This is a genomic window from Endozoicomonas sp. YOMI1 (assembly GCF_024606345.1).
GTDB lineage: Bacteria > Pseudomonadota > Gammaproteobacteria > Pseudomonadales > Endozoicomonadaceae > Endozoicomonas.
The window spans coordinates 1-15197 of the sequence record NZ_JAHHPM010000292.1 but is presented as its reverse complement, the minus strand read 5'-3'; the positions used below and the strand labels follow the sequence as shown (position 1 = coordinate 15197).

Here is a 15197-nt window from a genome sequence, read left to right as displayed (position 1 = left end):
AAGGATAGACAAGGCTCAGGCGATGAAAGGAACCGTTTGAATTATTGGTAATGGGCTATGCGCAAAAATCTTATATAACAGGAAAAGGCCGGGAATATAGCTACGTTCTATTTATTCCGTGCCCGGGAACTTTTCAGTTTATTAATTGCCTTTACTCAAATTCTTTTTTCTCAATGAATACCTTCTGATGATATGAATACCATTGATAGCACGATAGCAACGGCCCCACCCGTATGTGGCATTTGCCATGAAAGCAGTGTGGGCAAGTTAGGGCCACGGGAGATGGTCACCACCGCCTGCCATCACCCTTTTCACCTGCATTGCATTACCAACTGGCTTGATCAACAACCACTGGATGGGCGGCACTGCTACGTCTGTCAGCAACCGGCAATACCACTGATTCGTCAGGCTCCGGTGGGATATCGGTTGCCCAGCAAATATTGTGAAGCAGCACCGATTCAGGCATGCAGAACGGGTGATCTCGTGGTCCTCCAGAGGTTTTTGAAATCCTATCCGGATATTGTGCACCATCCCTTCAAGTCGGAGGTTACTGGTAAAAATGTGTTCTTGCTGTTTGTCGCCGCCAGCCATGGCCAGGAACAGATTGTCAAAACGCTGGTGGCAGCCGGGGCAAACCCCAATATATCCGGCAAGGACTGCGCTCCCCCACTGCATGTTGCCGCCCTGAAAGGCCATGCCCATATTGTCCGCCTTCTGCTCAGTCTTGAGGCTGACCCCAACACGGTCTTCCAGCATCGTTCAACTGCCCTGCATAGTGCCGCTGAAAAGGGTCATGATGAGGTGGTATACGCCCTGTTCCAGGGCAAGGCAAATCTCAATGCTGTCCTGAAACACGGCGAAACGCCCCTGTTTCTCGCCGCCCGCGCTGGCCATGTCAAGGTGGTTGCAACATTGCTCCAGTGTGGGGCCGTTCCTGATGCCAGCTGCAAGGACGGCACAACGCCTCTGTATATTGCCGCCCGGGAAGGCCGGGAAGCCTCTGTAGAAGTGCTGCTGGCCAACGGCGGCTCTCCTGGCCAGGCCAGCAAGAGTGGCTGGACCCCACTGCTTATCTGTGCCCACCAGGGACATGCAACCATCGCACAACTGCTGCTGGATGCCGGGGTGCATCCCAATGAGGCCCTTAAGGACGGGACCAACCCGCTCCATCTTGCCGCCCGCCAGGGCCACAGGCAGTGTTTGCAGACCCTGCTCGGCGACCTCCGGACCGATCCAAATGCCACTACCCATGATGATGGCTGGACGGCACTGCACATGGCCGCCAGCAGTGGTTGTGAAACCTGCCTGCAGCTGTTGGCCAAGGATGCCCGAACCCGGCTCAATGCGATCTGTGAAGATGGCTATACGGCCCTGCACCTGGCGGTGCGCGCAGGCCACCTGGTGATTGTGCTGGCCCTGATCAACAGTGCTGCAAACCCTGATGCGGCCTGTAAAGATGGCACTACTGCCCTGCACCTTGCTGCCCAGCACGGCCGCGCCAGCATCGCCGAGGCCCTGGTGGCGGGACAGGCGAATATTGAAGCTCCGCTGCGTACCGGCGAAACTCCCGTGTTCATCGCCGCCCGATATGGCAACGAGCAGTGCATGATGACCCTGATCAAGGCCGGGGCAGATATCCATGCTGCCCGGAATAATGGTGAAACACCGCTATTCAGCGCCGTTCAGAACGGACTTTTCCGGATCGTGGAGCATTTGGTTGCCATCGGAGCAAAAGTCAACATTACCGCCATGGACTGCTTGACGCCTTTACACATCGCGGCACAGCAAGGCTTCCGTGACATCGCAAAGACCCTGATAACCAATGGTGCTGATCCCGGGGCAGTTTCTGACAACGGCTCGACGCCGCTGCATGTCGCCAGCCGGTATGGCAAATTAAGCGTCCTGCAGGTTCTGTTGGCGGAAAACACGGCAAATACTTTTATCAATGCGCCCCTGAACAGTGGCGAAACCGCACTGTACATTGCCACTTTTAAAGGCTATGAAGCCATCGCTCAAGCCTTGCTACAGGCCGGGGCAAATCCCCATATTGCCCTCAAGAACGGCTGGTCAGCCTTCCATCAGGCTGCCAGCGCTGGCCATGAGCAGATTGTGAAAGCGTTGATTGCAACCGGTGCCAACCTTGATGCCCGACTGGACACCGGTGAAACGCCCCTTTTCCTGGCGGCCCAGGAGGGTAGGGTTGAAATCGTCCGGAACCTGATCAGACAGAATGCTGAACTTGACCTTGCCGGTGGTGAGGGTGGCTGGGCAGCCCTGCATATTGCCGCAAAACGTGGCCACCTGCCCATTGTCACCCTCCTGTCTGATGCCTGGGCAAACATCAACCTGGCCACTGAAGACGGCTCAACGGCCCTGCACCTGGCAGTAGAAAGCGAACACAAGGCAATTGTGAAATTTCTGCTGGACAACGGCGCGAATACCAATACCGCCCGCCAGGATGGCACGACCCCGCTGATCAGTGCCGTTCTCAAGGGGTTTGAGAGTTCCGTGCAGGCATTGCTTATAAAGGGCGCAAACCCCAACCTCGCCCATCGCAACGGCACCAGCCCGCTTGACCTGGCCTACCATCAGGGCAACCAACCGATCATAAAAATACTGCGCAATGCTGGGGCAAAAAGACATAATTGCCCCGTTCAGTAGCGATTCTCATTTTGCGGGCTTGAAAGTGGCAACTTCCTCATATGCGCCATCATCTTCATATTCATCAATATCTTCATATTCACCAACATCTTCATATGCGCCAACATTTCTATATATGTCCTTATTTTCATCTTTGTGTACATACCGGTTAATCACCTTTTCCCTGAGTTCCTCAAGGAACGGGTTCCTTGCCGTTATGGGTGGTTTTTCCTGTACTTCCGTCTTACTCAGTCTGGGCGGCTTTGGAGGAGGTATCCTGGAGCGTTGTTCACCGGCAGGTTTACTCTTGCCTCTCCCCTGCCGACTTCTTTCATCGGTTGATCCTCCGCCTCCTGTGCCTGACCTGCAGTATTGATGGTCACCACTTCCTGTGCGGGTCATCGGCAGCGGATGACCTGCGGTAACAATGACGATAGATGCACACCCCGGCCACACCTGCCAGCACAAAGGCCGAAGCCCACAGGGCGAGATCGGCTGTTGCGCCGATACCGGGGGAAGCCGCACTGGTGGGCAGTGCCAGGGTGGCACCCGACGCAGGACAAAACTCAAATCCGGTGACAGTGTCACTGGTTAATGCGCCAAAATGATCGTCACCGGGCTGGCAGTTCGCCCTTACCAGACGGGGGTCAATATCTTCACAGAAATGATCCAGCAAATAACGGCAATCCCCGGCGCTGTCTGGTTGCAGTTCATCGTTAACGTGGACATTACAGACAGTGGAATCAGGCCCTCCCCCAATACTCGCAGCACCGTATTCACTTTCGATGGTACTGTTGAACACATGAGTGTTGGCAACAGTACCGCTTCTTACTGTCCCCGCCCCAATACCGGCATCACCACAGAGGGTTTTCACCGTGCAGTCCATTGCTGTGGTGTGGGCAACGTTTCCATCATCATAAACAGACCCTGCCCCGATACCGGCATTACCTCTGGACGTTTCCACCTTGCAGTTCAGCGCTGCGGTGTCGGTAACGCTGCCATGATAAGTTAACCCCGCTCCGATACCGGCATGACCATTGAGCGCTGTCACCTTGACCTTGCAGTTCATCGCTGTGGTGTCGGCAGCGCTAGCATAATAAAGTAATCCCGCCCCGATACCGGCATGGCCTTCATAGGTTTCCACCTTGCAGTTCACCGCTGTGGTGTTGGCAACGCTGCCATGAAAAACACTCCCCGCGCCGATACCGGCATAACTTCCCTCCACAGTGCAGTTCATTGCTGTGATGTTAGCAACAGTTCCCTTTGAATAGCCTCCGCCGATACCGGTCACACCCTTGGCTCTGACAGAGCAATCAACGGCTGTGATATTGGCAACAGTACCTCTGATATCGCCTCCTACAATTCCAGTTCCCCCATATCCATCCCCCTCCCGGGTAACATGAGAATTTTCAACCCGGATATTACTGGCAGTCCCGCCGTCGGAAACTTCACAGGCCACCACCCCGGCCGGATTGCTGGACCGTATACTGGCATTGGTGAAACACAGTCTATCAACATCACCCGCCAGCTTTTTCACCATGCATTGCCGGAGATTCCCAATGGTATGGCATTGGCCATGATACTCGCCGGTGAATGCATGGGTTTTATTGCCGATGGAGTGGGGCAATCGGCTACCATCAAAATCCGCAGTCTGCCGGTAAGTGCCATTCAGTGGATAGTTCGGGTCACGGCCAATCTTGCCCAGAGTTTCGGCATCTGGCACCGCAATCCACCTTTCGGTTTTACGGTCGGATGGGGATGTAGCAGCCGCAGCGGTCAGGCCGGACAGGGTGCCCAGTGCCACGGCGGCTTTCGGTAGCGGGCCAGCCCGGACGGAGGTGGTGACCGATGGGCTGGTCCGTTGTGGTATTTGCTGCGGTTTGTTTTTTTTCTTGCTTTTGTCGTTTGTTGGGGAACCGTCTACCGTGATGTCTGCCCGGCTCTGCCCTGATGCCGAAGCAGTAGTCGCCCCCAATCCACCAAAAAGATCCCTGAGCCGGGTCGCCGCAGAAAGAGTAACAAAGCCCTCCAGCAGTGTGCCGATCTCCGCTGGCAGCACAGTATAAGGCGACACCAGCCGGACCCCCAGCTCAACTCCCTGGAAAAAGCTACTGTTCTGCCCATCGGCACTGCCAAAAGTGAAGGCCGGACCTTCATCCGGTTGCGCCGACGACTGCAACCCGGGGGGTATATAACCGGGATGCCACGACTGAAAAAACGGGATCACACCGGATCGGATGGCGACCTCCAACCCTTGCCATAGCCCCCCATTACACCGTTGGCTGGGTACGGAGCCAGAAGCAGTGGGTGTGCCTGTTGGCTGAGTGGTAGATTGGGATATCAAAGCTATTGCCTCGTAAAAGCCTCATAAAATAAGTCAATGGTAGACAAGGCTCAGGCGGTGAAAAGAACCGTTTGAATTATTCGCAACAGGCAATGCGCAAAAATCTTATAAAACAGGAAAAATGGGGTTCTGTATTTGCGGAGAGATTCGGTATGCATTCCCACGGGGGAGCGTGGCAGTCCAAACCGCTGACAAAAAAGCCCGGAAAAAAACCGGGCTATTGGGTGATTATAATAGACGCTTCCAAGCGACGATCAGACCCTTTCAAAAATGGTAGTGATACCTTGACCAAGACCAACACACATGGTTGCCAGCCCCAACGTGCCACCATTCTGTTTCATAACATTCAGAAGCGTTCCGGAAATTCGGGCGCCTGAGCAACCAAAGGGATGACCGAGAGCAATGGCACCACCATTGAGATTGACCTTTTCCTCCATCTTATCCAGCACTTTAAGGTCTTTCAGGACGGGCAGTGCCTGGGCAGCAAACGCCTCATTCAGCTCTACATGATCAATATCATCAATGGTCAGCCCAATACGCTTAAGGGCTTTCTTACTGCTGGGAACCGGCCCATAACCCATAATGGAAGGATCAACACCGGCAACCGCCATTGCCCTGACCACCGCCATGGGCTGCACACCAAGATCTTTAGCCCGCTGGGCAGACATAACGATCATACAGGAAGCGCCATCGGTAATCTGGGAAGACGTTCCTGCCGTCACGGTACCCTTGGGGTTAAATGCAGGCTTAAGCTGTGACAGTGCTTCTACCGTGGTTTCCGGGCGGATGGTTTCATCCCGGGTGAAAAGAGCGAGGTTTCCGTCAGCATCATGCCCCTGCATAGGGATAATTTCATCTTTGAAATGACCCGCTTCGGTTGCAGCCCAGGCCCGCTGATGTGAACGGGCACCAAATTCATCCTGCGCCTGGCGACTGATGCCGTGCATGGTGCTCAGCATTTCCGCTGTCAGTCCCATCATACCGGCTGCCTTGGCGCCGTATTTGGACAGCCTTGGGTTGGGATCAACACCGTGCATCATTCCCACATGCCCCATGTGCTCTACCCCACCCACTACAAAAACATCACCGTTATTGGTCTGAATGGCCTGAACGGCTGTCTGCAGGGCACTCATGGAGGATCCGCACAGACGGCTGACCGTCTGGGCACTGGAGGTATTGGGAATGGGTGTCAACAGCGACGCCATTCGGGCAATGTTCCAACCCTGCTCCAGGGTCTGGTTTACACAACCCCAGATAACATCTTCTACCTCCGCCGGGTTCACTTCAGGATTGCGGTTGAGTACCCCGGTAATCAACTCGGCAGACAGGTTGTCAGCACGCACATTACGATACATGCCACCCTTGGAGCGCCCCATCGGGGTGCGCCCGTAGTCAACAATTACAGCATCTCTTGGATTCAGGCTCATGGTATTCTCTCTTTTATATTCCCTGAAAATGGTTCAATAACTTAAGACTCACGTGTTTTTTTCAAAGAGCCATCAACCGTAGAAGGTCTTGCCTTCACGAGCCATTTCCCGGAGTTTGTCAGTAGGTGCATACAGTGGGCTGATATGAGCGTACTTGTCCGCAAGCTCAACAAACTCCGCCACACCCAGACTGTCAATGTACTTCAGGGCACCACCGCGGAAGAGAGGGAAGCCAATACCCATAATCAGAGCCATATCCGCTTCAGCGACGGAATCAACAATACCATCTTCAAGCGTACGAACGGTTTCCATACACAGTGGTATCATCATACGGGCGATGATTTCCTCATCATCAAAGGATTTACGCTCAGCACAAACCTCATTCAACAAGCCATAAACGGACTCATCAACCACCTTCTTCGGCTTGCCTTTCTTATCCTGCTCGTACTGATAGAAACCGACACCGTTTTTCTGACCAAAGCGCTGGTTTTCAAACATCACATCAAGGGCGGTTTTAAAGTCACGCTTCATACGATCCGGATAACCTTCGGACATGACACCTTCAGCATGGATACCCGTATCAATACCCACCACATCCATAAGATAGGCAGGTCCCATTGGCCAGCCAAAGCGTTCCATGACTTTATCCACCTGCTGGAAATCGGCACCATCACGAACCAGGGCAGAGAAGCCACCAAAGTAAGGGAACAGGACGCGATTTACCATAAACCCGGGGCAGTCATTAACCACCACCGGCGTTTTACCCATCTTGCGGGCATACTCAACTACCGTTGCTACGGTTGCATCGCTGGTCTTCTCGCCACGGATAACCTCAACCAGTGGCATTGCATGAACAGGATTAAAGAAGTGCATACCACAGAACTGTTCCGGACGCTTCAGATCACTGGCCAGCTCGGTAATCGAAATGGTGGAGGTATTGGATGTCAGAACAGCCTGCTCTGAAACCTGGCTTTCTACGTCGGCCAGAACCGCTTTCTTGACCTTTGGATTTTCCACAACGGCTTCAACAACAACATCGACGCCCTCAAAGTCACCATAGGACAGGGTAGGCACAATATTATTCAGTACACTGCCCATCTTGGCGGCATCCATTCGTCCCCGGGAAACACGCTTGGAGAGTAGTTTGGTTGCTTCTGCCAGGCCAAGATCCAGCCCATCCTGGTTGATGTCTTTCATCAAAATGGGCGTACCTTTCAAGGCGGACTGATAGGCAATACCACCGCCCATAATGCCGGCACCCAGAACAGCCGCATTGTTCGTTTCAGCGGCAATACCAGCTGACTCTTTGGCCTTTTTCTTAAGCAGCTGATCGTTCAGGAACAGACCAACCAGGGCATCACACACTGAAGACTTGGCCAGTTTAATAAACCCTTTTGCTTCAACTTCAAGAGCCTTATCACGGTCCATGAAAGCGTGTTTCTGGATGGTCTTAACCGCTGCTATTGGCGCCAGCATATGGGGGCCGGCCTGCTGCTTCACCACGGCAGATGTGGTTTCAAACACCATCATCGATTCCACCGGTGGCAGTTTCAGCTTGCCTTTTTTCTCCTGCTTTCTGGCCTGATAATCCAGTTCACCAGCCAGGCAGCAACGCACCAGGGCTACAGCGGAATCTTTCAGTTTCTCAGGAGCGACCACTGCATCAACCGCGCCTGCTTTCAGCGCTGCATCAGGGCGATACTCTTTGCCACTGGCAATCCACTCAACCGCATTATCCGCACCAATCAATCTTGGCAGCCTGACGGTGCCACCCCAGCCAGGGTAGATACCCAGCTTGACTTCCGGCAAGCCAACCCTGGCTTCTGTGGAAAGAACCCGGTAATCGGCACACAGACAGATCTCAAAACCACCACCCAGGGCAATGCCATTCACGGCAGCCACGGTTGGCATATCAAGATCTTCAAAACCGGAAAAGACCTTATTCACCGCCATTACTCCGGCCAATAACGTCTCATCATCCTGCTTGAAGGTCTGGGTAAATTCATTGATATCAGCACCAACGATAAATACGTCTTTACCACTGGTGAGAATGAGCCCTTTGATATTTTCATCAGAACGGATGGCATCCAGCGCAGCGGCAAGATCCTCAATAGCAGAGCGACTGAACTTATTGACACTTTCGCCGTCGAGATTAAACTGCAGCTCGGCGATACCATCTTCCACAGGCAAAACCCTGAACGCCTTCCCCTGGTAGATCATGAACTTCTCCTTTCGGGTTGAAGATAGATAAGTAGTTAACCATACTCTGGCAACCAACCTGTCATATTAACAGGACTGACTCGTGTGTTACATTAACAATGTCAGCTATCTGATTATTATTGCTTTACTTTCTGACTGTACCCTGGCAGTTACCAAGTGCTTCCCAGCAAATTCATACGACTGTTTGAATTTAGTGCTTACCTTCTGTGAAATGGTGTTTAAAGTCAAGTCTGAAACACCATGAAGATGCCACCTTTTTCCATACTTACACAAGAGTACTCATCCAGAAAATAACCACCTCCGAATCCGGATCATGGTTTATGGAAAATTACCGGACAGACAGCTAATAAAACCATGAATAAAACCAGAATAGGCCTTACAATGGAAATGCCATGACTTTAGAAGCGTTCATGCCCTCCATGAACTCCTCACTTCACTTCATTGATGATCATGAGGAATCACGACAGCGGTCTGGCCATCCAGATATTACAGGGCGGATCACTTTTTGCATCTATTGAAGAAGGAAGACAGCTTATGAGCCTCTACAAGCACATTCTGGTTGCGATTGATTTGTCCGACGAAGCCGACGAGGTGCTCGAGAAAGCCAAATCCATTGCTGAAAAACACCAGGCCAGACTGACCATGGTTCATGTTGTCGAACCACTCAGCGTGGCTTATGGCAGTGATATCCCTCTCGACCTCACCACCCTGCAAGATGAAATCACTGAACAGGCAAGAGAGCGCATCGCCCGCCTGGCCGATTCCATCCAGCTGAAGAAAGGTGAACAACATGTGGTCTATGGGCGACCAGAGCGGGAGGTTCATCGAATTGCCGAAGAGTCAGACGTTGATCTGATTGTGGTTGGCAGCCACGGCCGTCACGGTCTGGCACTGATTCTCGGTTCCACGTCAACCAGCATCCTGCATGGTGCCAGTTGTGATGTACTGGCAGTGAGAGTCGGCAAAAACAGTTAATCTTGTTATAAACAAGAGCCACATTAGATACCTGTGGCTCTTGAGAATACCTACATATTATCCAACTCTTCCCACCGTTCCATTTTCTGTTCTATCAGCGCATTCAGCTCAGTCAGCCGGTTAAGAACAGTCTGGACTTCGGACTGATCTCCCTGATAAAAACTTGACTCAGCGGTTTGAGCCTCCAGCTGACCGAGCTCTTCTTCAAGTGCCTCAATCTCATCCGGCAAAGCATCAAGCTCGCGCTGCAGTTTATAACTGAGTTTCTTTTTCACCGGCTTGCTGGTGACTTGAGTCTGACTTGGTGGCGCTTTAGCCTTTTCCTCTTTTTTAACCACCTGAGCTTCTGCCACCAGACTTGAAATTGACCCGCCCTGGTGCAACCAGTCATCAAATCCACCAACATACTCACTGATATGACCACCTGGTCCAAACACCAAAGTACTCGATACCACATTATCCAGAAATGTTCGGTCGTGACTGACCAGGAGAATGGTACCAGTGAACTCCACCAACAAGGATTCCAGAAGCTCCAGAGTCTCAACATCCAGATCATTGGTGGGCTCGTCCATCACCAGTAGATTGGCGGGTTTACTGAACAAACGCGCGAGTAATAATCGGTTTCTCTCCCCACCGGAAAGCGCCTTGACCGGCACGCGACAACGACCCGGAGGAAACAGGAAATCCCCCAGGAAACCAATAACGTGCCGACTTGAGCCATTGATGGTGATACTCTCACGCCCTTCAGCCACGTTATCAATAACGGTTTTTTCAAGATCCAGCTGATTACGCAGCTGGTCAAAGTACGCCACCTCAAGCCTGGTCCCCATTTTGACAGATCCCGATTCCGGCTCGAGATTGCCCAGAAGGATACTGAGCAGCGTTGACTTCCCTGCCCCGTTGGCTCCAATCAAGCCAATCTTGTCGCCGCGCATAAGCCGAAGATTAAAGTCGTTGATGACGGTATGCTGATCAAACGACTGGAAAATATTTTTGGCTTCAAGCACCAGCTTGCCTGACGCTTCTCCCTGCTCCAACCCAAAGCTGGCATTGCCCTGCACCTCACGGCGCTGACGACGCTCCTCCCTAAGCTTTTTCAGATCCCGCACCCGCCCTTCGTTTCGGGTACGGCGTGCTTTAATCCCCTGACGAATCCACGCCTCTTCCTGCGCCAGCTTTTTATCGAACAGAGCATTTTGCTCAGCCTCTACTTCAAGAGCATGGGCCTTACGTGCGAGAAAAGTTTTATAGTCACATTCCCAGCTGGTTAGCTGCCCCCGATCCAGCTCAATAATGCGGGTCGCCAACGACTGCAGAAATGAACGGTCGTGAGTAATAAACAGCAGAGCCCCGGAGAAATCTTTCAGCTGTTTCTCAAGCCAGTCAATGGCAATAATATCAAGATGGTTAGTAGGCTCATCCAGCAACAGCAGATCGGGTTCGCCCACCAGCGCCCTGGCCAGTTCCACCCGCCGACGCCAGCCACCGGAAAGCGCTTTCATCTGTTTTTCAGCCGGAAGACCCAGCTTCTGAATAACCGTATCCACCTTCTGGCTGAGGCTCCAGCCATCCACGGACTCCAGCTGCTGCTGGACTTTCTCCAGTGCTTTCATATCAGCGTCAGTGCTGATATTCATGGATAAGGTATGGTAACGACTGATCAGTTCACCGACCGCCTCAAGGCCTGAGGCAACCACATCATAAACTTTCTTATCATCCTGGTCAGGAAGATCCTGATTCAAAACCCCTACCTTCAAACCAGGCTTACGCCAAAGGGTGCCATCATCAGGCAGGATACTGCCGGACACCAGCTTCATTAAGGTAGACTTGCCTGCGCCATTGCGGCCCAACAAGCAAACCCTCTCACCTTTTCCAATCTGAAACTCGGTATGATCCAGCAGGGGTTGGTCGCCATACGCCAGGCTGACCTTTTCGAATCTAAGTAACGGCATTATCCATCCAGGAGGTAAAGCCCTTTGCCAGCTATCCGCACCAGCAAAGGTTGATCAACTTAAAGTGATAAAAATGGATTAGAATAGCGCCAACCACCAGCAATGGGTAGCAGTATCACTGTTTTTTCAGGCAAATCGCTGCGATCAAAGCCATCAACTGACAAAGCAACAAAGGCACAAAGGCCAGCTGGTAGTCCCGAATTGACAAGGCACTTAAGCCATCATGCCCAATACCTTCCAGGATAAACCCGATCACCAGCTGCATGACCGGACCTGCTAACAGCATGGAGCCATTGGTGATAGCCAGCAGGACTCCAATCCGTTCCGGTGGACTGATGCTTTTCACCACAGAGAATGCCAGCATATATCCAACGCTGCTGATTCCTGCCATAAAACAGATCATAGCCATGACCAGCATGGAACACGGGCAGAAGATCAGCAGACTGAACAAGACAGGAGAAGCGATAGCGCAAACCACCATGATTTTGCGCATAGACCCGACCAGACAGGCCAGCCAGCCCAGCAGAGGAGCGCCAATAGCAGCACCGACAAAAATCAACGCAACCATATCAGCAACCGCTTCCTGCTCGCCGGGAAAACGCTCATAGAAGAAAGGGATCCCCCATAAACCACCAAAACTGGTGATTACGGCAAACAGGCCAAAACCATACAAACAGCATAGGATTAGAGAGGCTCGATCAAATGGCGTCTTTTCGCTCACATTAATCTCAGAACCATCTTCACACGTCACGTCATATAGCCTGGCATCACTGACAGAGACGAGCGGCGTGCTTTTAACAAAGAGGGCAATCATGACGGCAAGTACAGCACCAAAAATGGCGGCGGCCTGCATTGCACCCTGCCACCCATAGGCTTCCATGAGATTCGGCAATATCAGTGGGCCAAGACCGCCACCGGCCAGACCAAAAGCTTCAATTGCACCCGCAAGGGTTGGAAAATAACGTTCCGGAAACCAGCGACTGGCCAGGTTCATGCACACCACAATCACTGGCGAAGTCATCACTCCCATAAACGCCCGGGATGCACTGGCTGACAGCATGGTTTCAGAAACACTGAACCAGTAACAGCCAACAGCCATCAATACACAGCAAATCACCAGTAATAGCCGGACATTACAACGATCCGCAAGATAGCCTCCCGGTACCTGAAAAAGTAAATAAAAACAGAGAAAACTGCTGGTTAACCAGCCAATACCTGCCACATCAAGATCGAAGGCAGTCATCAACTGAGGAACCATTACCGAGGGTGCCCCCTGAAGCATAAATTGATACGAACAGAATAATGCTGCTATTGAGCAGATAATAATGCCTCTGAGGCTTATAGAACTTGTCGCCACCGTACTTACTCCCTAACTATCCCTATACCCTTTCCCTATAAAAATTGCCAGCATCATGGGGTCAGAGCAGAGTTAGATTAGATGACAAATAATAAGTTCATTAAAAAATCAAAAGAGCAAACATTAATTTGAATCTATTAACCATAAATAGCTTTAAGAGGCAGGCTTAAAGCCTGAAAATATGGGAAAAATGATATTTTCCACAATCAGAGAGAATGCACTGAAATTCTGAAAGTTAACGATCGATCTTAAGCAAACCAATAGCTCTTAAGACTTAGGTATAATGTGCTCAATAACCCTGCCCATTCCGGGAGCAAGCATATCCACCTCCAGAACCAGAGCCATTCCTGTTTGGAAGGAAGGGCCAATCTTAGGGGTTCCGTCGCATAGCAAACCAGTAAGATAGCTGACTATGGGCATATGACTGGCCAATAGTACTACACCGGAATCCGGGAGAACGTCGAGTACTTTTGCCGGATTTCCACCAGGTTCCAGCTCGTCCAGCGTTTCCATCCTGAGCCCAAACGCCTCTGCCGCGATGCGAGCCGTTTGCTGAGCCCGAAGGTACGGGCTCGCAAAAACACAATCTACCCGCTGGCCAGCCAATAAAGCAACAGTATCACTGACCTCACGGACACCCTGCTCGGTGAGGCTCCTTTCCTTATCCGAAGGAGCAGACCATGATGCCTGGCCATGGCGCATAATGATAAGTTTCATGATTTAATCATTATCCGATCCGTTCATTTCTTTCTCACCATAGCCTGACGCTTTGTCTCCACCAGGGACAGGCCAGTCTGAGAATGGATAGGGTTTAATATCAGAGTTGTAGGTCAGAAATCCGGCAATCTGGTAAATGTACTGATTCACACCGGCGCTGAATCGCAACAGACGGTCATTGGGTTCGCTCATGATAAACCCGTGAACAGCCTGAACAATAGCCATCAACATCACCAGAAACGCAGCAAGATAAGCCACAACGCCGAAAACCACCATAAAGACCAGCCTCAACCAACGAGACTCCGATTTAAGATTATTAACCACTTTCTCATCCATTACGATTCTCTCCATATTCTCTCAAGCCTATATTCTCTAAAGAAAAGTTATCTGGACATAAACTCCACATCGGTTTTCTGTTCCCGGAGCATCATTCCCTTAACCAGCACACCAATGGCATTGCCCTCAAAAATAATGCTGTACAAACCATCCACCAGGGGCATATAAACCCCCAGTTGATCGGCCTTTTGCTTTACCTGCTTCAGGGTATTCACCCCTTCCGCGACCTGACCCAGTCTCGCCTCAGCTTCATCAAGAGAACAGCCTTGTCCCAGGGCATAACCAACCCGGAAATTTCGACTCAGGTCAGAAGTGCAGGTAGCAACAAGATCACCCACCCCGGCCAACCCCAAAAATGTCATCGGATTAGCGCCGAGCGTTACCGCAAAACGACTCATTTCGGCAAGGCTTCGGGTAATCAGCATACTTTGGGTATTCTCCCCCATTCCCAGTGCCGCGCCCATGCCAGAGACTATGGCATAAATATTCTTTAAAGCACCTGCCAGCTCCACACCATAAACATCCGTATTGGAGTAAACCCTGAAGTAATCACAGTGCAAGACAGACTGTACAATCTGACAAAGGTCTTCATCATCACTGGCAATCACTGTTGCTGTCAGAGCCCTGGCAACGATCTCACCAGCCAGGTTGGGTCCGCTCAGAACACCGATACGGGGATTTTCCAGCTCTTCCACCAGAATCTGACTCATCAGATCAAAGGTCACGGGCTCAATACCTTTCGTTGTACTGATCACTATCTTGCCACAAAGCAGTCCATTGGTTTTTCTGACCACCTCCCGGAAAGATTTGCTGGGAATAGCAATAAAAACGATATCTGCATCAGCGACTACCGTCGACAGATCAGTGCTTGCGCTAACGGCGTGATGAATCCTGAACTCGGGAAGATACCTGGCATTCACATGGTCATCATTAATGCTCCTGACCTGCTGTGCATCTCTCATCCAGAGCTTCACCCTGTGGCCATTGGTGGCGGAGATATCAGCCAGAGCCGTGCCAAAACTGCCGCCGCCAAGAACAGCGATTGTATATTCATCAGTACCGCCATTTTTTGCGGTGCCATGTGGCCTGTCTGTCATATAGTTAATCCCGTTTTACACGCAAAAACTGCATCAAAATCTGTTGAGGTCAGCGGTAAAAGCTGTATTTAATCACACTAGGAGGCTGTCCGAGAATAGCGCCCGTAGCGAGGATTGCGAGAAATTGAGGAT

Annotated in this window: 11 protein-coding genes; 2 read left to right on the top strand and 9 right to left on the bottom strand. The window is 51.6% G+C overall.

From position 1 onward, the window contains the following. The first annotated feature begins 192 nt into the window (after positions 1–192). Positions 193–2661: an ankyrin repeat domain-containing protein gene (locus KDK15_RS10250; protein ID WP_257295264.1), complete on the top strand. Its 2469-nt coding sequence runs from the start codon at positions 193–195 to the stop codon at positions 2659–2661. A gap of 6 nt (positions 2662–2667) precedes the next feature. Here KDK15_RS10250 and KDK15_RS10245 read toward each other — a convergent pair whose 3' ends face one another. The 4 genes from KDK15_RS10245 to fadB all read right to left on the bottom strand — a co-directional run bounded on the left by KDK15_RS10245 (position 2668) and on the right by fadB (position 8631). Further along, complete coding sequence (locus KDK15_RS10245; RefSeq protein ID WP_257295263.1) at positions 2668–3042, bottom strand: hypothetical protein; 375 nt, start codon at positions 3040–3042, stop codon at positions 2668–2670. Then, positions 3020–4984, bottom strand: a complete 1965-nt coding sequence (locus tag KDK15_RS10240; protein WP_257295262.1) for a hypothetical protein — start codon at positions 4982–4984, stop codon at positions 3020–3022. The genes KDK15_RS10245 and KDK15_RS10240 overlap by 23 nt, the downstream gene beginning before the upstream one ends. A 254-nt stretch (positions 4985–5238) precedes the next feature. Further along, a complete protein-coding gene (gene fadA / locus KDK15_RS10235) occupies positions 5239–6411 on the bottom strand; it encodes an acetyl-CoA C-acyltransferase FadA (RefSeq protein WP_257295261.1) in 1173 nt (390 codons plus the stop codon). Between the two features lie 72 nt (positions 6412–6483). Continuing rightward, positions 6484–8631, bottom strand: coding sequence for a fatty acid oxidation complex subunit alpha FadB (gene fadB, locus KDK15_RS10230; protein ID WP_257295260.1), 2148 nt, complete (start codon positions 8629–8631; stop codon positions 6484–6486). A gap of 534 nt (positions 8632–9165) precedes the next feature. Here fadB and KDK15_RS10225 point away from each other — a divergent pair. Next, positions 9166–9606 (top strand): universal stress protein, encoded by a 441-nt coding sequence (locus KDK15_RS10225; RefSeq protein WP_257295259.1) that lies wholly within the window; start codon positions 9166–9168, stop codon positions 9604–9606. Positions 9607–9656: 50 nt separating this feature from the next. On the opposite strand, the gene KDK15_RS10220 is transcribed toward KDK15_RS10225, so the two are convergent. From KDK15_RS10220 to KDK15_RS10200, 5 genes are all read right to left on the bottom strand, one after another. Next, positions 9657–11558: an ATP-binding cassette domain-containing protein gene (locus KDK15_RS10220; RefSeq protein ID WP_257295258.1), complete on the bottom strand. Its 1902-nt coding sequence runs from the start codon at positions 11556–11558 to the stop codon at positions 9657–9659. Positions 11559–11673: 115 nt separating this feature from the next. Further along, positions 11674–12915 carry an MFS transporter gene (locus KDK15_RS10215; protein ID WP_257295257.1) on the bottom strand — a complete coding sequence of 414 codons (1242 nt, stop codon included), beginning with the start codon at positions 12913–12915 and terminating at the stop codon, positions 11674–11676. A 267-nt stretch (positions 12916–13182) separates the two neighbouring features. Beyond that, complete coding sequence (gene sixA, locus KDK15_RS10210; RefSeq protein WP_257295256.1) at positions 13183–13632, bottom strand: phosphohistidine phosphatase SixA; 450 nt, start codon at positions 13630–13632, stop codon at positions 13183–13185. A gap of 3 nt (positions 13633–13635) precedes the next feature. Beyond that, positions 13636–13983, bottom strand: coding sequence for a DUF4389 domain-containing protein (locus KDK15_RS10205; RefSeq protein WP_257295255.1), 348 nt, complete (start codon positions 13981–13983; stop codon positions 13636–13638). Between the two features lie 32 nt (positions 13984–14015). Next, positions 14016–15065 carry an NAD(P)H-dependent glycerol-3-phosphate dehydrogenase gene (locus KDK15_RS10200; protein ID WP_257295254.1) on the bottom strand — a complete coding sequence of 350 codons (1050 nt, stop codon included), beginning with the start codon at positions 15063–15065 and terminating at the stop codon, positions 14016–14018. Positions 15066–15197 lie beyond the last annotated feature (132 nt).